At 71.5% G+C, this 21,780-nt stretch carries 16 protein-coding genes and 1 tRNA gene; 4 read left to right on the top strand and 13 right to left on the bottom strand.

From position 1 onward, the window contains the following. Nucleotides 1-153 precede the first annotated feature (153 nt). A complete protein-coding gene (locus tag E4622_RS16170) occupies nucleotides 154-381 on the top strand; it encodes a tautomerase family protein (RefSeq protein WP_134741229.1) in 228 nt (75 codons plus the stop codon). A 173-nt stretch (nucleotides 382-554) separates the two neighbouring features. On the opposite strand, the gene E4622_RS16165 is transcribed toward E4622_RS16170, so the two are convergent. The 10 genes from E4622_RS16165 to kduI all read right to left on the bottom strand — a co-directional run bounded on the left by E4622_RS16165 (nucleotide 555) and on the right by kduI (nucleotide 15,828). Beyond that, a complete protein-coding gene (locus tag E4622_RS16165) occupies nucleotides 555-5,969 on the bottom strand; it encodes a LamG-like jellyroll fold domain-containing protein (protein WP_134741228.1) in 5,415 nt (1,804 codons plus the stop codon). Nucleotides 5,970-6,197: 228 nt separating this feature from the next. Further along, entirely contained in the window at nucleotides 6,198-7,295 is a 1,098-nt protein-coding gene (locus E4622_RS16160) for a sugar kinase (protein WP_134741227.1), read from the bottom strand. Further along, the gene (gene eda, locus E4622_RS16155; protein ID WP_134741226.1) at nucleotides 7,292-7,942 is read right to left on the bottom strand and encodes a bifunctional 4-hydroxy-2-oxoglutarate aldolase/2-dehydro-3-deoxy-phosphogluconate aldolase; all 651 of its coding nucleotides are present in this window, start codon (nucleotides 7,940-7,942) and stop codon (nucleotides 7,292-7,294) included. Before eda ends, E4622_RS16160 begins: the two co-directional genes overlap by 4 nt. Then, entirely contained in the window at nucleotides 7,939-9,426 is a 1,488-nt protein-coding gene (locus E4622_RS16150; protein WP_134741225.1) for an aldehyde dehydrogenase family protein, read from the bottom strand. The genes eda and E4622_RS16150 overlap by 4 nt, the downstream gene beginning before the upstream one ends. Nucleotides 9,427-9,488: 62 nt before the next feature. Further along, nucleotides 9,489-10,487, bottom strand: a complete 999-nt coding sequence (locus E4622_RS16145; protein ID WP_245156065.1) for an ABC transporter permease — start codon at nucleotides 10,485-10,487, stop codon at nucleotides 9,489-9,491. Nucleotide 10,488: 1 nt separating this feature from the next. Next, the gene (locus E4622_RS16140) at nucleotides 10,489-12,048 is read right to left on the bottom strand and encodes a sugar ABC transporter ATP-binding protein (RefSeq protein ID WP_134741224.1); all 1,560 of its coding nucleotides are present in this window, start codon (nucleotides 12,046-12,048) and stop codon (nucleotides 10,489-10,491) included. After that, nucleotides 12,045-13,058, bottom strand: coding sequence for an ABC transporter permease (locus E4622_RS16135; protein WP_245156064.1), 1,014 nt, complete (start codon nucleotides 13,056-13,058; stop codon nucleotides 12,045-12,047). Before E4622_RS16135 ends, E4622_RS16140 begins: the two co-directional genes overlap by 4 nt. Continuing rightward, nucleotides 13,055-14,146 (bottom strand): sugar ABC transporter substrate-binding protein, encoded by a 1,092-nt coding sequence (locus E4622_RS16130; protein WP_134741223.1) that lies wholly within the window; start codon nucleotides 14,144-14,146, stop codon nucleotides 13,055-13,057. Before E4622_RS16130 ends, E4622_RS16135 begins: the two co-directional genes overlap by 4 nt. Nucleotides 14,147-14,257: 111 nt before the next feature. After that, nucleotides 14,258-15,013 carry a 2-dehydro-3-deoxy-D-gluconate 5-dehydrogenase KduD gene (gene kduD / locus E4622_RS16125; protein WP_134741222.1) on the bottom strand — a complete coding sequence of 252 codons (756 nt, stop codon included), beginning with the start codon at nucleotides 15,011-15,013 and terminating at the stop codon, nucleotides 14,258-14,260. Then, nucleotides 15,010-15,828 carry a 5-dehydro-4-deoxy-D-glucuronate isomerase gene (kduI, locus tag E4622_RS16120; protein ID WP_134741221.1) on the bottom strand — a complete coding sequence of 273 codons (819 nt, stop codon included), beginning with the start codon at nucleotides 15,826-15,828 and terminating at the stop codon, nucleotides 15,010-15,012. Before kduI ends, kduD begins: the two co-directional genes overlap by 4 nt. A 167-nt stretch (nucleotides 15,829-15,995) precedes the next feature. On the opposite strand from kduI, the gene E4622_RS16115 reads away from it, so the two are divergent. After that, a complete protein-coding gene (locus E4622_RS16115; RefSeq protein ID WP_134741220.1) occupies nucleotides 15,996-16,787 on the top strand; it encodes an IclR family transcriptional regulator in 792 nt (263 codons plus the stop codon). 40 nt (nucleotides 16,788-16,827) lie between these two features. On the opposite strand, the gene E4622_RS16110 is transcribed toward E4622_RS16115, so the two are convergent. After that, nucleotides 16,828-18,930 (bottom strand): acyltransferase family protein, encoded by a 2,103-nt coding sequence (locus tag E4622_RS16110; RefSeq protein ID WP_245156091.1) that lies wholly within the window; start codon nucleotides 18,928-18,930, stop codon nucleotides 16,828-16,830. A 128-nt stretch (nucleotides 18,931-19,058) separates the two neighbouring features. On the opposite strand from E4622_RS16110, the gene E4622_RS16105 reads away from it, so the two are divergent. Together E4622_RS16105 and E4622_RS16100 are read left to right on the top strand one after the other, a co-directional pair. Next, nucleotides 19,059-20,444, top strand: a complete 1,386-nt coding sequence (locus E4622_RS16105) for a hypothetical protein (RefSeq protein WP_134741218.1) — start codon at nucleotides 19,059-19,061, stop codon at nucleotides 20,442-20,444. 20 nt (nucleotides 20,445-20,464) lie between these two features. After that, nucleotides 20,465-20,686, top strand: coding sequence for a hypothetical protein (locus E4622_RS16100; protein WP_134741217.1), 222 nt, complete (start codon nucleotides 20,465-20,467; stop codon nucleotides 20,684-20,686). Nucleotides 20,687-20,755: 69 nt separating this feature from the next. Here E4622_RS16100 and E4622_RS16095 read toward each other — a convergent pair. Together E4622_RS16095 and E4622_RS16090 are read right to left on the bottom strand one after the other, a co-directional pair. After that, a tRNA-Ala gene (locus E4622_RS16095) sits at nucleotides 20,756-20,831 on the bottom strand. A gap of 72 nt (nucleotides 20,832-20,903) precedes the next feature. Further along, complete coding sequence (locus tag E4622_RS16090; RefSeq protein WP_134741216.1) at nucleotides 20,904-21,731, bottom strand: hypothetical protein; 828 nt, start codon at nucleotides 21,729-21,731, stop codon at nucleotides 20,904-20,906. Nucleotides 21,732-21,780: the final 49 nt, after the last annotated feature.

Genomic DNA, 21,780 nt, shown 5'->3' with positions numbered 1-21,780 from the left:
CGGGCGCCGTGACGACCGTCACTGAACCAGCGCGCTGAACCAATGTCAAGAATGTGAACTGCGGCTGGAATCCCGTATCGTGTGGTTCACATCAATGAACCCAGGCCGCCCATGTGGACCTCCGCGCCGGCGACCGACGAGAAGGGACCACCCATGCCCAACATCACCGTCGAGCTCCTCCGGGGCCGCACCGTCGAGCAGCGCCGCGCCTTCGCCGCCGCCGTCGCCGACCAGGCCGTCGAGATCCTGGGCGCGCGCCGCCAGGACGTCCGCATGGTCTTCTCCGAGATCACCCCCGACATCGTGGCCAACGGCGGCGTGCTCGCCAGCGAGGACCAGAGCCGCGCCGGGGTCGTGGCGGCCCTCGCCGACGAGAGCTGACCTCAGAGAGCATGTAACACGTCGTCCCCGGTACTTCCATCCCGTTGCAACGGGCGGGAAGTACCGGGGACGACGTGTTACATAGGGCGGTTGCCAGCCGGCTGCCGGCCGGCGTACGACGAAGCGGGCCCGGAGGACATGTCCTCCGGGCCCGCTGTCGTGCTACCTGGTGGCTACCGGGTGACCCGGATCGTGACGCTGCGGGTCACGGCTGCCGCGTAGGGACTGCCGAGGTAGGCGACCGTCGCCTTGAGACGACCGACGCGCGCCGCCTTCGGCAGGCGGAGGACCACCCGTCCGTTGCGGACCGTCCCGACCACCTTCTTGCCGTTCACCGTGACGCGCACCTGGCCGGTGAGCGTGACGCCCGGCGCGGCCAGCGTGACCGAGACAGTGGCCCGCTTGCCCTTCTTGATCTTCGTCGGGGCCTTGACCTTCATGCTGGGCACGGCCTTGACCACCGCCAGCCGGAGCTGGCCCGTCGACGCCGCGTGCGCCTCGTCCCCGGCGTAGCGCAGGGTCAGCGCGTGCGTGCCCGGGGGCAGTGCCCTCGCCGGCAGCACGACCGAGCCCTTGCCGGCCGTGACCGTGCCGGAGCCCAGGAGCTTCGAACCGCTCAGCACCTCCACCCGCCCGGTCGCCGTCGCCGGCGTCACCGTGACCGCCACCGTGCCGGCCCGGCCGTAGGTCACCCGACCGGCCGTCGCGGACACCGTGGTCCCGGAGGCCGGGGCCACCGTGATGGTGACCTCCGTCGGGCTCGAGGAGAGCTCGCCACCCCGGACCTTGTAGGTGAAGCGGTCCGTGCCGGAGAAGCCCGGCGCGGGGGTGTAGGTGAACGAGCCGTCGGTCTCCAGCGTCACCTGGCCGTGGGTCGGCTGGGTGGCGTCGGTCGCCGTCAGCACGTCGTCCTGGGCGTCGGTGTCGTTGGCCAGCACGCCGGGCGCCGGGACCGTCAGGGCCTGGCCCTGGCCGGTGCTGTAGGAGTCCGCGGACCCGACCGGCGCCTCGTACAGCTCGGAGACCTGGTCCTCGGTCAGCTCGTAGCCGTACATCCGGAAGTCGTCGATCAGGCCGTCGAACTTCGGGTCGGGCCAGCTCGTGCTGCCGAGTGCGTTGACCGTGGTCTCCCCACCCACTCCGATGTCCCCGATGCCCAGGGTGAAGTCGTTGCGGGTGTTCATCAGCTCGCCGTCGAAGTAGATCCGCCCGGTCGAGCCGCTCATGGTGAAGACCACGTGCGTCCAGTCGCCGATGGGCAGATCGGTGCCCCCGCCCAGCGTCAGCCTCTCCTGCGTCGGGTTGCCCGGCGCCTTGAACGTCGCCGCGAACCCGGTGGGGCCGTTGGCCTGCGTGGAGGACTGCAGCAGGAAGAAGGTGTCCGTGCTGCTGCCGATCTGGAGCAGCGGGACCCAGTTGGGCAGGGCGTCCGGCCGGGCCCACAGGGACACGGTGAACTCCTCGTCCAGGCCCGCGTCGATGTTGTCGGGCAGGTCGACGTAGTTGCTGCTGCCACCGCCGCCGCCGGGCAGCGACGCGGCTGCGCCGTGCTTGCCCGGCGCCCAGCCGGTCTCGCCGAGGAGCGTCGCGGCACCCACCGAGGGGTCGCTGCCGGTGTTGGCCGACGTCGTGCCGGCGTTCTCGTCGAAGGCGTAGTGGATCGGCACGCCCTCACCCGGCGGCGGCCGCTCGACCGTGTGCGTGACGCTCGCTCGGGAGGGTCGCCAGCCGTCGGCCGCCAGGTAGCGGACCTCGATCTCGTGCTCGCCCGGGCTCAGGGTGAGCTCGGGGAACGTGACCGCACCGGACACCAGGGCCACGGGTACGCCGACGCGCGCGCCGTCGACCCACAGCTCGGCCTCGCCACCGGCCGCCGCGTCCGCCTCGTCCTCGACCTGCGCCGACACCGACAGCGGCTCGCCGAACGGCGAGGGCGAGGCGGGGTCGACCGTGACGGTCGTGGTCGTGCGGAGAGAGGCGCCGTCGGCGTACAGGGCCGCGACGTCGGTGTCGGTGAGCGCGCTGCGGTAGAGCCGCACCTCGTCCATGAGACCGTCGAAGGCCGGGTCCGGGTAGCCGTTGCGGCCGAGCCAGTTGTTGCTGGTCGGGCCCACGTCGGTCATGTCGATGGTGAGGTCGTCGCGGGACGCGATCTCCTCGCCGTTGAGGTAGAGCGTCGCGGTGGCACCCTCACGGGTGACCACGACGTGGTTCCAGGCGCCGGCGTCCACGTCGCGCGTGGGGTTGGCGTAGATCCGCTCCTGCAGGTTGGAGCCCTTCGCCTTGAAGGTGGCGGCCAGGCCGGTGTTGCCGTCGGCCTGGGTCTGCATCTGGACCTGGAAGAAGCTCCCGGCCCCCTCCAGCCCGTCACCGATGTGGAACAGGTTGATCCAGTTGCCCTTGGTGTCGGGTCGGACCCAGAACGAGGTGGTGAAGCTGTCCTCGTCCTGGAGCAGGTTGTCGGGCAGGTCCACGGTGTTGGCGTTGGTGCCGCCCGGCAGCTCGAGGGCTCCGCCCACGACGCCGTTGGGCGACCAGCCGGTCGCTCCCGTCAGGGTGGCGGCGCCGACCGAGTCGTCGGTGCCGGTGTTGGCGACCGAGGTGCCCTCACCCTCCTCGAACTCGTAGTGGATCGGGACGTCGCTCAGCCCCGGGTCGACCCCGATGACGACGAGGTCGTCGACCACGAGCCCCGCACCCGCCCCGGTCTGGCTCAAGGTGAGCGTCTCGGAGCGCTTGGAGGCGGTGAACGTCCCGACGTAGGTGTCGAAGCGCGTCCTGGAGGAGCGGTCCGTCGTGGCGGTGAGGGTGGTGTCGAGCGAGCCGACGGCCAGCCGCCCGGTCGCCGGTGCCGCGCCGGCGCTGCGGCCGTCACGGGCGTAGCGCAGCGAGAGCCGGTAGTCGCGACCGGGCTCGAGGCCCTCGAGGGTGCGCTCCAGGCTGCCGGAGCCGCCGAGGGCGAGGTGGTAGCCGGTGGCGCCCAGGCCGCCGTTGGCCTCGTTGCGGGCCCGGACCAGCTGGACCGGGCTGTCGACGGACCACGGCGCCATGCGGCCGTTGTCCGCCGCGACGTCGACGACCCCGGCGGGGTTGCCGCCGCGCCAGTCGGTGGGCACCCGCGGGTACTCGAACTGGTCGACGACCTGCGGGGTCCGCACGTCCATCTCGACCTCGGGGTCGAGGTCCATCATCGAGGCGACCGACGGGGTGCCGTCCGCGTCGAAGACGAAGAGCATGTAGGCGCCCGGAGGGGCGTAGGTGCCGTCAGTCGGGGCGGTGATGGTGATCTCGCCCGAGCCGGCGTCCTGGGTGAACTCCAGGTCCTGGAAGTTCTGGTCGTTGTTGAAGCCGTGCGTCACCGACCCGTTGCGGACCAGGGTGACCCGCGAGACGTCGGTCGACGACGCGATGTCGAACGTGCCGGCGTAGCCGATCTCCTCGGGCGCGTCGGTGATCTCGGGCCGCTCGGCCGGCTGCTCGCCGTCGAACAGGTAGGCCGGGGAGTAGTACTCCACGTCGGTGTAGTTGCGCGGGCCGGGGGCCCCGCCGCCGCCGATCATGACGCGACCGTCGGGCAGGAGCAGCGCGGTCGAGTGGTAGAGCCGGGCGTGCTGGTTGGGCACCTCGACGACCGTCCACTCGCCCGTCTCGGGGTCCCAGATCTCGGGGTTGGTGGCGACGCCGCCGCCGCCGTTGTTCTCGCGGCTGCCGCCGGTCACCAGGACGTCGCCGTCGGGCAGGACCGTCGAGGTCGCCCAGTGGCGGCGGTAGGTCATCGGCTGGGTCGCCTCGACGACCGGCTCCGCGGTGCCGCCGGTGATGTCGACGGTGAAGCCGGCGCGCGCACCGGCGGGGCCGCCGCCGTTGGCCCACCAGCCGCCGCCGACCTGCAGGATCTTGCCGGGGCGGTACATCGTCGCGGTGGACGTGGCGCCCACCGGGTTGCCGAGCTGGGCGCCCTGGTTGCCGATGGCGGCGGGCAGCGTGCCGCGCAGCGTGACCTCGCCGTCACCGCTGGGGTCGAGCTCGAACATCTGGGTGCCGCTGATGTTGAACAGGTTGCCGCTGCCCGGCGCCACGAAGGCGCGCGGGTACCACCAGCGGTTCTCGTCCTGGCCGGGGTGGTCGGCACCGCCGTCGCCGTAGGCGGCGGGGCTCCGAGCGCCGTCGAGCAGGCGCCAGCCGGAGCCCTCGTCCGCGGTGCGGATCTCGGGGGTCAGCACGCCCGGGCCGCCGGGGCCACCGCGCGAGGAGCCGCCCTGCACGACGATGTCACCGTTGGGCATCGTGGTGCCGGTGGGGTACCACCGCGGGAAGTTCATCGGGGCCTCGTTCTGCAGGCCGTTGTTGGTGGTGTAGCTCGTGACGCCGATCGCGGCGTCGTTGGGGTCGTTGCCCCCGAGGCTGTCGTCGCCGCCGACGGTCATCGTCGCGCCGCGGTGGGGGTCCTGCACCTGCATGGAGCAGAAGAGGTCGGTGTAGGTGGTGTTGGGCATCAGGCCGTGGTCGAGGTTCGCGAGCGTGCGCGGCACCTCGGGGTTCCAGATGTCGATCTCGAACTGGCCGCCCTGGGAGATGCAGCCGTTGCCGTCGAAGTCGTAGGGCGCGTTGTCCGTGCAGCCCGTGGACGTGCTGCCGAAGGACTGGACGGTGCCGTCGGAGGTCAGTGCGGCGTTGATGGGCATCAGGGGCCACGGGGTGACCTCGCTCATCGCGCCGTTGGCGGCCTTGGACGGGGGCGAGCAGTCGGCGGGCAGCAGCCCAGCGGCGTAGGCGAGGCCGTGGCGCATCTGGGTGAGCATGTTCGGCTCGGAGTAGGCGGTGCCCTCGTGGCCCATGCCGGTGTACCAGGAGCGACCGGCGTCGATCTCCTGGCACCAGGTGATCGGGTGCGAGCTGCCGAGCTGGCCGCCGCCGTAGGACTCCTCGTCGGCCTCCAGGAGCGTGTGGACGTTGGGGGCCGGGTTGACCGTCCAGTCGTACCACTCGTCGCTGCGGGTGAAGTCCGCCGGAAGCCCCTGGGTCAGCGGCGAGGCGGTGTCCTTCACGACGACCCGACCCGGACGGACCGCCGGGTTCTCCGGGTGGCCCTCGGACATGGCGCCGACGAGACGGCGGTAGAACGGGTTGACGTCGTGCTCGCTGGTGCCGACCGACCAGCCGGCGTAGTGCATGCCCATGTAGCCGCCGCCGCCGCGGATGTAGGCCTCGAGCGCGGCGCGCTGCGCCTCGTTGAACAGCACGCCACCGGTCTGGGCGAACACCACGGCGTCCTTGGTGGCGAGGTTCTCCGTCGTGAACGCCGCGGGGTCCTCGGTCTCCTGGATCTCGACGGTCTGGCTGTACTGCGTGGCCAGCTCGGCGGTCAGGTTGCGCACGGCCTGGCGGGCCTGGACCTGCGAGGCGTGGAAGTTGGCCTTGTAGAAGAGCAGCACCTTGAGGCTGCCGTCCGCGGGCGCGGCCAGCGGGGCCGGGGCCGCGGTGGCCGCGACCACCGGCAGGCCCACGCCCAGGCCGACGGCCAGCGCGAGGACGAGGGAGGTCAGGCGGGCTGACGAGCGGCGTACGGACCGGCGGAGCAGGTTCATCTGGGATCCCTTGGCTTGGCTTGGGCTCTGCGGCACCGGAGCGTCGGCAGCCGACGCTCACGGTGGCCCGACGCTATGACCACGGTCACACAGAGTCAAGAACTTGATACAGATTTGTGAACTATTTATGATCTTCGTCCACATGTGTGAACTGGCAACGACCCCACGTCCCGGGTCCCGCCGAGGAGGACGGGACCCGGGTCGTGGGGTCGCGGGTGGAGCAGCTGCTTAGCGGCGGACCCGGGCGCTGCCGCCGGAGGCCAGCGAGCGGACCTCCTCGCGCGTGACCATCGAGGTGTCTCCGGGCGTCGTCATGGCCAGGGCGCCGTGGGCGGCACCGAGCTCGAGGCACTCCTGGAGGTCCTCGCCGGAGAGCAGGCCGTAGACCAGCCCGGACGCGAAGCCGTCACCGCCACCCACCCGGTCGAGGATGGCCAGGTGGTCGCGGGCCGTGGACGTCAGGACCCCGGTCTCCGGCGACCACGCGATCGCCTGCCAGTCGTTGTCGCTGGCGGAGTGGACCGTGCGCAGGGTCGTGGCGACCGCGGACAGCCACGGCATCTTCTCCGCGACCGTGCTCACCATGGCGGCGAAGCTGTCGATGGGCAGGGTCCGCAGGTGCTCGTCGACGTGCTCGACGTCGAACCCGAGCGAGGCGGTGAAGTCCTCCTCGTTGCCGATCATCACGTCGACGTGGCTCGCCAGCCGGGTGTTGACGTCGCGGGCGTAGTCGCTGCCCCCGATGCCGGCCCACAGGCTGGGGCGGTAGTTCAGGTCGAACGACACGACGGTGCCGTGGCGCTGCGCGGCCGACATCGCCTCCTCGGCGACGAGGGCGGCGCTCTCGGACAGCCCGGCGAAGATCCCGCCGGTGTGCAGCCAGCGGACGCCGCGGCGGCCGAACAGGTCGTCCCAGTCCACCGCGCCCGGGGCCAGCTGGCTGATCGCGGTGTTGGCCCGGTCGGAGACGCCGAGCGCCCCGCGGACGCCGAAGCCGCGCTCGGTGAAGTTCAGCCCGTTGCGCACGGTCCGGCCGATGCCGTCGTACTTCTCCCAGCGGATGAGCGAGGTGTCCACGCCCCCCTGCATGATGAGGTTCTCGACCAGGCGGCCGACCTCGTTGTCCGCGAGCGCGGTCACGACCCCGGCGCGCAGCCCGAAGACCTTGCGCATGCCGCGGGCGACGTTGTACTCCCCGCCGCCCTCCCAGGCCTCGAACCGGCGGGCGGTGCGCACGCGGCTCTCCCCCGGGTCCAGCCGCAGCATCACCTCCCCCAGCGCGACGATGTCGAGCTCGCACTCGGCGGCGGGACGGGTCTCGATCATGACGACGCTCCTTGCAGGTCGGGGGTGGGGGCGGTGAGGCGTACGGCGTCCGCCGACAGGGCGGCCACCTGGTCCCACTCCCCCGCGGCGAGCAGGGCCGGTGCGACCATCCAGCTGCCGCCGACGGCGCGCACCGCGGGGTGGGCGAGGTAGGCCGGTGCGCTCTGCGCGGTGATGCCGCCCGTCGGGACGAACCGCACCTGCGGGAACGCCGCGGACAGCGCCTTGACGGTGCCCAGGCCGCCGTAGGCCTCGGCCGGGAAGAACTTGACGGTGTCGAGGCCCAGGTCGAGGGCCGCGATGATCTCGGAGGCGGTGCTGACGCCCGGGAAGACCGGCAGGTCGAGCTGCTGGCAGCGGCGCACCACGGCAGCGCTCAGGCCCGGCGAGACCACGAACCGCGCCCCCGCCTGGTGGGCCTGGTCGACCTGGTCGGCGGTGATGACCGTCCCGGCGCCGACGAGCACCTCGTCGTGGGCCGCCATGCGGCCCAGCACGGCGGCGGCGCCCGGCGTGCGGAAGGTGACCTCCGCGACCGGGAGCCCGCCGGCGACCAGCGCCGCGGCGAGCTCGTCGGCCTTGCCGGCGTCGTCGAGGACCACCACCGGGACGACCCGGTGGGTCCCCAGCACGTCGGGAGCCGTCACCGGAGCTCGGCGATGACGGTCTTGAGCTCGGTGTAGTCGTCCAGGCCGAACGACCCGAGCTCGCGGCCCCAGCCGGACTGCTTGAAGCCACCGCGAGGCAGGGTGACGTCGTCGGCGTGCCAGGTGTTGAGCCACACCGTGCCGGCGCGGAGCTTGGAGCCGACCCGGTGGGCGGTGCCCAGGTCCTTCGACCAGACGCCGGCCGCCAGGCCGTAGACGGTGTTGTTGGCGGCCGCGACGACCTCGTCCTCGGTGTCGAACGGGATCGCGGTGATGACCGGGCCGAAGATCTCGTCGGTCTGGATGGCCATCTGCTCGGTGACGTCGGTGATGAGGGTGGGCGCGAAGAAGTAGCCCTGGTCCTTGGCGGGGTCGCTGCTGCCGGCGGCGAGGGTCGCCCCGTCGGCGACGGCGCCGCGGACGTAGCCGATGACCTTCTCGTGCTGCTCCTGCGAGACGAGCGGGCCCATCGTGGTGTTCGGGTCGAACCCGTCGCCCACGGTGATGGCCCGGGCCGCGGCGGCCACGCCCTCGATGACCTGGTCGAAGACCTCGCGCTGGACGTAGAGGCGCGAGCCGTTGACGCAGCACTGGCCCTCGTTGAAGAAGCCGGCCAGCGCGGCGCCGGCGATCGCGGCGTCGAGGTCGGCGTCGGCGAAGATGATGTTGGGCGCCTTGCCGCCGAGCTCCAGCGAGACCTTCTTGAGGTTCTTGGACGCGCCGGCGGCGATCTTCTTGCCGACCTCCGTGCTGCCGGTGAAGGCGACCTTGTCGACGTCGTGGTGGTCGACCAGCGCGGCTCCGGCGTCACCGAAGCCCGGCACGACGTTGACGACGCCGGCGGGGACGCCGGCCTCCAGCAGCAGCTGGCCCAGGCGCAGGGCGGTGAGCGGGGTCTGCTCGGCCGGCTTGAGGATCACGGTGTTGCCCGCGGTGATGGCGGGGACGATCTTGAACGCCGCCATGGTCAGCGGGAAGTTCCAGGGGACGATGCCGGCGACGACGCCGATCGCCTCGCGGCGGGTGTAGGCGTGGAACTCACGGCCCGGCACCGACATCGGGATGGTGGTGCCCTCCATCTTGGTGGCCCAGCCCGCGAAGTAGCGGAACAGCTCGGCCGCGACCCCGACGTCGCCGCGGGCGGCCTCGAGGCTCTTGCCGTTGTCGAGGGACTCCAGCTGCGCGAACTCCTCGGCCTGCGCGTCGATCAGGTCGCCGATGCGCCACAGCAGGTGGGAGCGGTCGCGCGGGGTGAACTTGGACCACGCCGACGGGGACTCGAAGGCGGTGCGGGCCGCCACGACGGCGCGGTCGATGTCGACGGCGGAGGCCTGGGCGACCTGGACGAGCACCTCCTCCGTGGCGGGGTTGACGGTCGCGAAGGTCTTGCCGTCCTTGGCGTCGACCCACTCCCCGTCGATGAGGAGCTGCTTGGGCGAGGACAGGAACGAGCGGACGTTCGGGAGGAGCTGGTCGTTCGGCATGGTGGCCTTCCTGAGGGCGTGTGCGTGTGCGGGTGCGGGTGCGAGGGGGCGTGGGGAGCGGGCTACTTGATGATCAGCACCTTGGAGCGGTCGAGGGTCAGGGCGACGGCGGCGACGATGATCGCGCCGTAGAGGATCTGCTCCCAGGCCGACGGCACCCCCACGATGGGCAGGCCGACGCGGAGCAGGGTGATGACGAGGGCGCCCACCAGCGAGCGCCAGACGCTGCCGTGGCCACCGGTGATCGCGGTGCCGCCGACGACGATGGCCGCGACGGCGGGCAGCAGGAGGTTGTCGGCCATGGTCGGGCTGCCGCTGAAGTTGCGCGACACGAGCATCACCGAGGCCAGGCCGGCGCAGGCGCCGGAGACCGTGAACGCCGCGACCTTGACCAGGTCGACCGGCGTGCCGGCCAGCCGGGCCGCCGGCTCGGAGTAGCCAGTGGCGGTGATCCAGCTCTGGATCGGCGTCAGCCGCAGGACCAGCGCGATCGCGGCCACCACCACGACGGCGACGGCGAACGCCATGGGCACGTAGCCGCCGACGTACAGGGTGAGCCACTCGGTGGCGGCCCGGTCGGTGATCCGCACCGGTCCGGCGTCGGAGATCACGAGCGCGACCGCGGAGAAGATGCTCATGCCGCCGAGCGTCACGATGAACGACGGGATCCGCAGGACGACATGGGTGAGGCCCTGCACCGCCCCGATGCAGGCGGTGGCCGCGATGACGGCGAGCGTGGTGAGCCCGCCCAGGTCCGGGAGCCACAGCGCGAAGAACACGGTGGACAGCGAGGTCAGGGCGGCGATCGAGAGGTCGATGCCCCCGCACAGCACGACCAGGGTCGCACCGACGGCGAGCACGACCAGCGGCGCCGACGTGCGGACGACCGCGGTGAGGCTGCGCTGCGTCAGGAAGTCGGGGTCGGCGATCGACAGGGCGGCCAGCAGCGCCACCAGGGCGATCAGCGGCATGAACGACGTCAGCCGCTGCCCCAGGGTCGGGCCGCTCTTGTCGGCGTGGCCGACGTCGGCGGCCGGGGTGGCCAGCACGGGGGTGGACACGTCAGACCATCTCCTTGACGAGGTCGAGCGGCGTCGGCTTGGCGCCGGCGGGACAGTCGATGTGCTGGGTGACCCGGCCGTCGCTCATGACGACGATCCGGTCGGACATGCCGATGGCCTCCTCGAGGCTGTCGGCGAGCAGGACGGTGGCGACGCCGTTGCCGGCGAGCTCACGCATGAGCCGGTAGACCTCCGAGCGCGCCCCGATGTCCAGGCCGCGCGTGGGGTGGTCGAGCAGCAGCAGCTTGATGTCGCCGGCGATCAGCCAGCGCGCGAGCACGACCTTCTGCTGGTTGCCGCCGGAGAGCCGCTGGATCGCGGTGCCGCGGTGCGGCGTGCGGATCGAGAGGCGGTCGATCCACCGGTCCACCAGCGTCGCCTGCTTGCGCGGGGAGACCAGGGGTCCGGTGCAGCGGGCGCCCTGCTTGGTCAGGACCATGTTGTCGGCGACCGACATCGGCCCCACCATGCCCTCGGTCTTGCGCTCGGCCGGCACGTAGCCGATGCCGGCGGCGCAGGCCGCGCGGGTGCCGGACAGGTCGAGCCTCTTGCCGTCCAGGGTCACCTCGCCGGCGGTCGTGGGCTCGGCGCCGAACAGCGCCCGGCACACGTCCTCGCGGCCCGAGCCGTGGACGCCGACGATGCCGACGATCTCGCCGGGGGCGACGTCGAGGTCGACGTCGCGGAACGTCGCGCCGGACATGCCACGCACGCTCAGGAGCGGCTCGCTGCGGTCGGCCGGCTGCGCGCCGCCACCGTGGTAGTGGTCGTCGGAGCCGGTGGACCCGATCATCATCCGGTGCAGCTCGGCCGGGACGGCGCCAGCGGTCGGCAGCTCGCCGACCGACTGGCCGCCGCGCAGCACGCTCACGCGGTCGCACACGTCGAGGACCTCGTCGAGGCGGTGGGACACGAAGACCACGGACGCGAACTCGCGCAGGCGGCGTACCTGGGCGAAGAGGGTCTCGATCTCCTTCGACTCCAGCACCGAGGTGGGCTCGTCGAGGATGATCACCGGCGGGTGCTGGCTGCGCTGCTCGATGCGGAGGAGCTTGGCGATCTCCACCATCTGCCGGTCGGCGAAGGAGAGCGAGTCGGTGCGGGCCAGGGGGTTGATGTCGGAGCCGATCTTGTCGAGCTGCTCCTGGGCCATCTTGCGCATGGTCTCCCAGCGGTAGACGCCCCGGCGGACGGCCGGGCCCTCCGAGCCGAGCACGATGTTCTCGGCGGCGGTGAGGTTGGGCACCAGCGACTGCTCCTGGAAGACCATGCCGATGCCGTTCTCGGCGGCCTCCACGACGCTGCGCATCCGGACCCGCTCGCCGCGGACGTAGATCTCGCCGGCGTCGGGACGCACCAGGCCGACCAGCGCCTTGAGCAGCGTGGACTTGCCGGCGCCGTTCTCGCCCGCGAGACCGAGCACCTCGTGCTGGCGGACGACCAGGTCGACGCCGTCGAGCGCCTTGACCCCGGGGTAGTGCTTGACCAGGCCGCGGACCTCGAGGGCCGGCACGGGGGCCGGCTCCGAGACCGTCTGCTCCTGCTGGAGATCGATGCTCACTTGACCACCTGGTTCCTTCGACGTTGCGGGAGGACGGCCGCGGCGACCGCGGCGACGACGATGAGGCCCTGGACGCCGCCCTGCCAGTAGGGGCTGACGCCGACCTGCACCAGGCCGTTGGTCAGCACGACCACGAGCAGGACGCCGACGGTGGAGTGCAGGACACCGCCCCGACCGCCCGTCAGCAGCGTGCCGCCGACGACGGCCGCGGTGATGGCTTTGAAGTCGAGGCCCTGGCCGGCCTGGACCAGGCCGGCGCCGAGCTGGCTGGTCACCATGACGCCGGCCAGCCCGTAGAAGGCGCCGGCCATGGTGAAGACGGCCACCTTGTAGGGCTTCACGCTGATGCCCGAGAGGGAGAGCACCTCCTCGGCGCCGCCGATCGCGTAGGCGTAGCGACCCAGGCGCGAGTAGCGCTGGACCAGCCAGCCCACGAGGATGCAGGCCGCGGCGATCCAGGTGAGGTAGGAGAAGCCGAGGAGCCGGTCGATGGCCCAGCTCTTGAGCATCTCGTCGGTGATGTTGGGCTGCACGCCGTTGAACATCAGGGTGGCCAGTCCGAGGCCGACGGCGGAGACGCCCAGGGTCGTCATGAACGACGGCACCTTGAGCAGCACCAGCGCCAGCCCGCTCAGGCAGCCGAGGGCCGCCGCCACGAGGACGGCGACCAGGACCCCCAGCAGTCCCAGGTCGTTGCCGTTGCGGTTGTTGGCCACCAGCAGCGCCACCGTGATCGCGGAGGCGCCAATGAGACCGGGTGCGGAGAGGTCGATCGACCCCATCATCAGGACGAACGTGATGCCGCAGGTGACGACCGCGAGGACCGCGGCCGTGTCCATGATGTTCTGGACGTTGGTGAAGGTACGGAAGTCGTCGCTCAGGACCGAGAAGGCCAGGAAGATGACGACCAGTGCGATCGGAGGACCGGCGTCCCGGAACGACACCCCCCGCCGAGGCTGGGGGCGCGCCACGACGGTGTCGACGTGCTCGGCGGGGGATGTCAGGGTCACGAGATCGCGCCCTGCGACCGGCTGAAGACGTTGTCGCAGTCGAAGTCGGCCTCGTCGGTCGCGGGCGTCATGAACTCGGCGACGTTGTCCTTCTCGATGAGGAACTGCTCGGCGAACCAGGCGCGGTCCTCGTCGGCGACGTCGTCCATGGAGAGCTCGCCGGTGGCGACGCAGTAGCCGATGGCCAGGCCGATGCCGCCCTGCCACGGGCCGTCGCTGGAGACGGTCGCGGTCATGGAGCCGTCCTCGATGGCGGTGAGGGCGTCGGGGACGGCGTCGATGCCGACGACGGCCACCTCGCCCTCCTTGCCGGCCTGCTTGAGCGCCTCGAGGGCACCGAGGGCCATGTCGTCGTTGGCGGCCCAGATGCCCTTGACGTCGTCACCGTGCTTGGTGAGCAGCGTCTTGGTCACCTCCAGGGCCTCCTGGCGCGAGAAGTTCGCGGTCTGCTCGTCGAGCAGCTTCACGTCGGGGTTGGCGGCCAGCGACTCCTCCAGGCCGGCGAAACGGTCCTTGGCCGCGCCGGTGTCGAGGATGCCCTGCAGGGCGATGATGCCACCCGAGCCGCCGATCGCCTCGGAGAGCGCGTCGCCGATCTGCTTGCCGGACTCCACGCCGTTGTAGGTGATGTGGCTGACCCAGTGGTCGTAGTCGGCGACGTTGAGGTCGGCCGGCTTGTTCCACTGCGTGACGAGGTAGGCGCCGGCCTCCTGGGCCTGCTCCACGATCGGCGGGGTGTCGGAGTCGCCGTTGGGCAGGATGTTCATGACCAGGCACTCGGTGTCACCGGCGAGGAGCTGGCTGACCTGCTCCTGCTGCTTGGTGGAGTCGCCGTCGTAGGTGAGCCGCTCCTGGCTCAGGTCGACCGACTTCGCGAAGGCGTCGCCGCCGTCGAGCCAGGCGGCCTCGTAGGGGTTGGACTCGTTGCGGACCTGACCGACGAGCTTGACGTCGGCGGGCTTGCACGCACCCGAGCTGCCGGCTTCGTCGTTGCCTCCTCCGGAGGCTTCCTCGCTGCAGCCCGCCAGGGCGACGGCGGCCAGCGACAGGCTGACCAGTGCTACGGCGGGACGTGAGTTGAACTTCATCGTCGTTCCTCTATCTCTTGGTGCCAGGGACTCCGGCGGTGGTGGTCCGAGAAGGGGTGAGGCGGGCCGCGGGTGCGGCCGTCGTGGGAGGTGCGGTCGGAACGTGGGGGCTCAGCGGGCCATCCAGCCTCCGTCGACCACGAGGACGTGGCCGTTGACGTAGTCGGCCGCCGAGGAGCTCAGGAAGACCGCGGACCCGGCGACGTCGTCGGGGGTCCCCCACCGACCCGCCGGGATGCGCTCGAGGATCGACCGCGAGCGGTCGGCGTCCTCGCGCAGGGCGGTGGTGTTGTCGGTGGCCATGTAGCCGGGCGCGATGGCGTTGACCTGCACGCCGTGGGGACCCCACTCGTTGGCGAGGGCCTTGGTGATGCCGGCGACGCCGTGCTTGCTGGCGGCGTAGGAGACCACGCGCAGCCCGCCCTGGAAGGCCAGGAGGCTGGCGATGCTCACGATCTTGCCGCTGCCGCGCTCGACCATGGGACGGCCGAGCTGCTGGCAGAGGAAGAAGAGTCCCGAGAGGTTGATGTCCAGCACGCGGCCCCAGGCCTCGGGGGTGACGTCGACCGAGTCCTCCCGGTCGATGATGCCGGCGTTGTTGACGAGGATGTCCACCTGGTGCTCGGAGGTCACCCGTGCGGCGACCTTCTCGATCGCGTCCAGGTCGGCGACGTCGAGGTCATGCACCTCGACGTCGCGGCCGAGCTCCTTGACGAGCTGCTGGGTCTCGGTCTGGCTGCCGGGCAGGCCCAGCAGGACCAGGTCGGCACCGGCCTGCGCGAGGCCGAGGGCCACGCCCTGGCCGAGGCCGCGGCCCGCGCCCGTGACGACGGCGCAGCGCCCGGTCAGGTCGAACGGCGAGCTCACAGCTCCTCCAGCGCGACGGACCGCAGGTCGGTGTAGGCGTTGTTCTCGCCGGCCATGGCCCAGACGAAGGCATAGGAGCTCGTGCCGGCGCCGGCGTGGATCGACCACGGCGGCGAGATGACGGCCTCGCGGTTCTTGACGAGCAGGTGGCGGGTCGCGCCGGGCTGGCCGAGGAAGTGGAAGACCCGGTCGTCCTCGTCGAGGTCGACGTAGAGGTAGACCTCGGTGCGCCGCTCGTGCAGGTGCGGCGGCAGGGTGTTCCACACCGAGCCGTCGGCGATCACGGTGACGCCGAACTGCAGCTGGTCGGTGCGCAGCTCCTCGCCCCAGGCGTAGCGGAACAGGTGGCGCTCGCTGGCGGCCTTGGCGGTGCCGATGGCGACCGGCTCGATCGTGTCGTGACCCAGCGTGGTCGTGGGGTAGGTGACCGTGGCCGGCGCGGAGACGAAGTAGAACGCGGCGTCGGGGCCGGCGAAGACGACCTCGGCGCCGCGACCGACGTAGAGGCCGTCGAGGTGGCCGAGCTCGAACTTCTCACCGTCGACCAGGACGTGGCCGGCCTCGGCGACGTTGATGATGCCGAGCTCGCGGCGCTCCAGGTGGGAGGTCACGCCGAGGACGTCCTCCCAGGCCGGCAGCTCCAGCTGGTCGGCGCCGGGGACGGCGCCGCCCACGACCATGCGGTCGTCGTGGGTGTAGACGCCGGACACCTCGCCGGGGACGAAGAGCTCGTCGACGAGGAAGCGCTCGCGCAGGTCCGCAGCGTGGGCGGTCTCCACGCTCGACGGCGATGATGAATAGCGGACCTGGATCACTCAGATGCTCCCTCGGACTCATGAACTGTGTTCGTACTTGTGAACTGGGACGCTACACGTGACCGCCGTCACTGGTCAAGGGGTTGAAACTAGTCCACGTATGCGAACTTCGCGTACAGTGGTCGCCTGTGCGGGGAACGGCCCCACCACCAGAAGAAGGCTTCGCCATGCAGCTCGAGAAGACGCCCACCCGCGAGGCGGTCGCGGGACCGGTCAAGTCCGCCGCCCGCGCCCTCGATCTGCTGGACGAGATCGCCGCCCACGGCCCCGGCACCCAGCTCCAGCTGTCGACCCGTCTCCAGATCCCCAAGAGCAGCCTGCACGCGCTGCTGCGCACGATGACGGCGCGCGGCTGGCTGCAGACCGACCCCACGGGCAGCGTCTACCAGCTGGGCATCCACTCGCTGGTCGTGAGCTCGGCCTACCTCGACGGCGACCCGGTGCTGGCCCGCGCCAAGGCCGTGATGGACGAGGTGGCCGCGGCCACCGAGGAGACCGTCCACGTCGGCCGGCTCGACGGCGCCGACGTCATCTACACCGCCAAGCGCGAGTCGGTGCACCCGCTGCGCATGCACTCGGCGGTGGGCCGCCGGCTGCCGGCGTACAGCACGTCGCTGGGGCGCGCGATCATGGCCGAGATGCCCGAGCCCGCTCGCCACGAGCTGGTGCCCGACAGCATCACCGCGCTCACGCCGCACACGACGACCGACAAGGACGCCGTGCTGACGATCATCGACCAGGCCTCGGTCCACGGCTACGCCGTGGAGAGCGAGGAGTCCTGCATGGGCGTGCGCTGCTTCGGCGTGGCGCTGCCCTTCGCGCGACCCGCCCTCGACGCCCTGAGCGTCGCGGTGCCGATCAGCCGGCTCGACGGGGGTCGTGAGGACTTCATCATCGAGACCCTGCTGAGCGTCAAGGCCAAGGTGGCCGTCATGCACGACAACAGCATGGTGCGCTAGACCGCACGCTCCGTCGTCCGGCCGTCGGCCGTCCGGTCCGTCAGCCGCTCGCCGGCGCGGCCGAGCCGAAGAGTCCGCCGGTCGCCTCGGCCAGCTTCTCGGCCAGGATCGTCGTGGTGGTCTTGGCGTAGGTGTTGCTGAGGTGGGTCCCGCCGCGGTAGACGAGCACGTTGCCGATCACCGGCGGGCAGTGCACGCCGTCGGGGCACACCACCGGGGACATGTCCACGATCCTCGCCTCCGGCACCTGCTCCGCCGCGGCGAGCTGGGCCGGGGCACCGGACCTGGGCGTGCCCTTCTTCTTCAGCGACACGCACTGGGTGAGGTCGTCGAGGTGGTCCTGCACGCAGTCGGGCACCGTCTTGCTCACCGGGATCGGCGTGTCCAGGATCGGCACCAGCATGATGCCGGCGTCGACCAGGCGCTGCCAGTACTCGACCAGGCCCTCCACCATGGGCTCGGGGCGCGCGTCGTCCTCGGTCGTGCCGCCGGGCGGCAGCGCCCGCGAGTTCCTGGTGACCGTGAGCAGGACGTCCGGGCGCAGCTCCTCGAGCTGCTCCATCGCCCACGGCTGCCACGACGCACAGCTGGGGCTGGGCTGGCCGTTGACCAGCACCCGCGAGGCGGCGAACGGGCAGCCGTTCTTGAACATGACGACCAGCCGCCAGCCCTCCTTCTCGGCGATGGCGCGGATCGGCGGGAACCACTGCGCGGCCTTGGAGTCGCCGACCAGGGCGACGGTGCGCTCGGCGTCCGGGTCGCCGTACTCGCACGGCTTGAAGTCCTCCTCGATCATCGAGGCGACGCAGCCGTCCCGGTTGATCGACGGGTAGTCCGCGTAGGCATCCAGCGGTGAGGGTCGCAGCACGTCGACGGTCTTGAGGGCCGCCCAGTCGGTGTCGGCGAAGCGCGGGTCGTTCAGCGCGAGCGCACCGGGCGCCTCCTCGGCCGTCGCCTCCTCGACGGTGTCGACCAGGCCGAAGGAGGCCACCAGCGCGAACCCCGCGACGATCGAGACCGCCATCCCGGCGGCTCCGGCGAGCAGCGCGGGGCGCGGCAGGGCGAAGCGCGGCGCGTGGCGGAAGGGGGTCTCCACGTAGCGGTAGGAGAGCCACGCGGGGATCGCCGAGGCCAGGACCACCAGCAGTGCCTGGCGCACCCGTAGGTCCCCCCAGAGGCCCTCCGCCGCGATCAGGAAGGGCCAGTGCCAGAGGTAGAGCGAGTAGGAGAGTCCGCCGATCCAGACCGCCGGGCGCAGCCCCAGGACCAGCCCGACGCCCCAACGGGGCGCGGCACCGCCGCCCGCGAGGATGGCCGCGGCCGTGCCGAGCACGGGCAGCAGGGTCGCGGTCCCCGGCCAGACCGTGGCGTCGTCCAGCTGCAGGACGCTGTAGCAGACGGCCGCCAGCCCGACCCAGCCCAGCGCCCCGCGCAGCGCGGCAGGCAGGCGCACGAGCACCGGGAACGCGATGGCGAGCAGGGCGCCCACGCCCAGCTCCCAGATCCGGGTCGTGGAGACGAAGAAGGCGAGGTCGGGCTGCGCGACGGTGTAGGACAGCGTGAAGACGAAGGAGGCCACGGTGACCGCGGTGATCCCGACCAGCAGCGCCGGGCGCCAGCGGGTGCGGAAGAGGGCGACCAGGGCCGCGATCAGCAGGGGCCAGACGATGTAGAACTGCTCCTCCACCGCGAGCGACCAGTAGTGCTGCACCGGCGAGGCGCCGACGTTCTCGGCGAGGTAGTCGACCTCCCGCGCGCCCAGCCGCCAGTTCACGACGTACAGGGCGGCGGAGACGATGTCCCCGCCGAAGTCCTTGCGGGTGTTGACCGGCAGGCACACGAGCGCGACGACCGCGCTGAACACCAGCACCAGGGTGCTCGCCGGCAGGAGGCGGCGGGCCCGACGCGCCCAGAAGTCGGCGAGGCCAAGCCGCCCCTGGCGCTCGACCTGGCGCACCATCAGCGAGGTGATGAGGAAGCCGGAGATGACGAAGAAGATGTCCACGCCGACGTAGCCGCCGGGGACCCAGGCGAGGTTGGCGTGGTAGATCAGGACCGACAGGACGGCGACGGCGCGCAGGCCCTCGATGTCGGGGCGGAAGCTCCTGGACGGGGCACGCGGGGGCACGCGCGTCTCGGTCATGGCACTCACGCGTCGAAACACTAACCGCGACCTGCTTTCCCGAAGAAACCCACGCGCCAGGCCTCCCCACCTACCATGGGGCCTGCACGGTCCCTGCCCAGGAACCGCATCCCGCGTCCGGAGTACCCATGTCATCGCCGCTTCTCGCCCGCCAGGCCACGAGCCTCCTCTCGGGGGCTGTCGTCTCTGGGATCGCCCTGGTCCTCGCCGTCACCCTGCTGTCCTCGCCCGCCGACGCCCGGCAGGCGGCCCAGCAGCACCGCCGCGACACGAACCCGACCGGCACCGCCTCGGGCAGCCAGGTCAACGGCGCGGGCAACCTGAAGCTCCGCCTGGCGCCCACCGCCAACGGACGCATCAAGGTCAGCTGGCGTCGCCCCGGGCCCGCGTCGCGCTTCCGCCAGGTCGTCGTGCAGGTCAGCCCCGGCCGCAAGATGAACACGATGCTGAAGTCCTACAAGCTCAACCGCCGCAAGCAGTCGGTCATCGTCTCGCACGCCTTCGGCGCGACGACGGCCTCGGGCAGGTACTCCTTCGTCAAGGTCATCTACGTGAAGCGCAACCGCTCGCGCAGCCAGAGCCCGGCCAAGTGGATCCAGGCGCCGATCACCAGCCAGTGCACGGCGGCGGCCAAGGACCAGGCCACCGTGGCGACGTTCAACGTGCGCACCTGGACCGGCGACACCAACCCCAGCTCGCTGACCTACTGGGGCCGTCGCGGACCCAACGTGATCACCGAGATCCTGCGCAGCGGCGCCCACGCGATCGCCATCCAGGAGGCCAGCGGCAAGGCCGGCATCGGCTTCGGCCCCAAGACGCAGCAGCGGTGGATCCTCGACGAGCTCAACGACAAGGACCCCGACACCACCGCCCAGTGGGTCGACGCCCTGGCCGACAGCGACTACAAGCCGCCCGCCGGCCGCACCCCGGGCCACATCGGGACGCGCGTGTTCTACGACGCCAGCAAGTACACCGAGCTGGACTCCGGGATGGACCGGGTCATGGACTCGGTCGCCAAGATGGACTCGCTGGTGCCCTGGGTCCGGCTGCAGTCGGTGACCGGCACGCAGGCGCCGTTCGTCCTGACCTCCAACCACCTCGCCGTCGGCCAGCCCGCGGGCAACATCCGGGACTGGAAGCTGCGCGGTCGCCAGACCCAGCAGACGATCGCCCACCTGCGCCGGCTCCGGACGACCTTCGGCGACACCGTCATCCTGGCCGGCGACCTGAACTCCACCGCCAACACGATCCCCTACGACAACGCGCACTGGCTGCTGATGCAGGCCGGCTTCTACGACGCCTACGCCACCAAGCGCATCTCCGGTGCGGCGTACCCCACCACGAGCCAGTCGGTCTTCCCCGTGCCGCGCACGCCGCTGCGCCGTGACTACGTCCTGACGCTCGGCTCGGTGAAGGGCTCGTGCAGCTACGTGAACCAGACCTACCACCGGGCCTCCCAGATCGCGTCCGACCACTTCCTGCAGAGGGTCACCGTCCCGCTCCCCAGCCTCTGAGCCGTTGCCAGGTTCACCTCGTGCCTGAGTCATCTCGCGTCCCCAGCGGCGTGCGTCGTATCCGCCTCAGCGGCTGGGTGCTCATCGCGGTCGGCGTCGCGGTCAGCTTCGTCGGCGCCCTCGTGCTGAGCGTGCCCCCCATGGAGTGGGCGGGTCGCGCGACGTGCTGGACCGGAGTCGCGGTGCTGGTCGGCGCCGCGCTGTGCGAACGACGGCTCAGGGGCCTGGAAGGCGCCAGTTAGCGCACCTTCCGCGACGGCGGGAAAGGCGAGAGCCCGCAGATCGAGGTGACCTGCGGGCTCTTCGTCCGGTGGTGGAGCTGAGGGGATTCGAACCCCTGACCTTCTCATTGCGAACGAGACGCGCTACCAACTGCGCCACAGCCCCATCACGCCGTACGGGGTGACCGACGGCGCGGGTCGAAACGTTAGCACCAGCCCCAGGGGCTTTCCGAATCGGTCAGGAGCCGGAGGCGCGGCGGCGCTCGTCGTCCTTGCGGGCGGCCTTGGCGGTGCGGTCGGCCTCCTCGGCCTCGCGGGCGAGCGCGCTGTCGGACTCGCTGCGACCGGAGGTCCAGACGCCGGTGGAGTCGAGGTCGATGGTGCGCACGGTGCGGCGCGTGGCCTGCTCCTTGGAGACGTACGTCGGCAGCGTGACGGGCACCGGGTCCCAGGCGCCGGGTTCGCGCTCGACGGGGGCGTCCTCGACGACCGCGGCGATCTCCTCGGTGACCGGACCCTCCTCGGCCGGCTCGTCGGGCATCACGACGGGGATGGTGACGATGGGGGCGTCGACGGCGCGCTCGCGCTTGACCATCAGCCGGCAGGCCACCAGCCACAGGGCCAGCACCACGACCGGGATCGCGACGTAGGGCCACGGGACGAACGCCCCGACGGCCAGCGCCACGACGACCAGGTTGACCAGCCCGATCAGGGACACGACGCGCAGGCGGCGCTTGGCGGCGCGGGCGGCTGCGGTGCGGCGGGCCTGCTGCTCGGCGCGCGGGGGGCGCGGCGCGGGCGTGGCGGCCGCGACCGGCGCGGGGGCGTCGGCGGGCGCGGCCTCGACGACGGGCACCGCGGTCGACGCGGGCTTGCCGGGGGTCACGACGAGGCGCGCGCTGGTGCGGCTGGTGGGCTCGCGCCGCGCCAGCACCCGCATCGTGTGCGAGAAGCGCTCGACGGACCGGCTGCGGCCGGCGTCGTCATGGTGCTTGAGCGCCTTGGGGATCAGGTAGACGGCCCAGGACACCGCCAGGGCTACGAAGATCAGTGCGCTCAGGTCCACGAGTCCGAGGTTAGGTTCGCTACCCCGGACTGGGACGGATGTCTACCCG

The organism is Nocardioides sp. 503 (assembly GCF_004522095.1).
In the GTDB taxonomy this organism is placed as follows: domain Bacteria; phylum Actinomycetota; class Actinomycetes; order Propionibacteriales; family Nocardioidaceae; genus Nocardioides.
The sequence above is the reverse complement of the archived record's forward strand: the minus strand, read 5'-3'. Positions and strand labels throughout refer to the sequence as shown.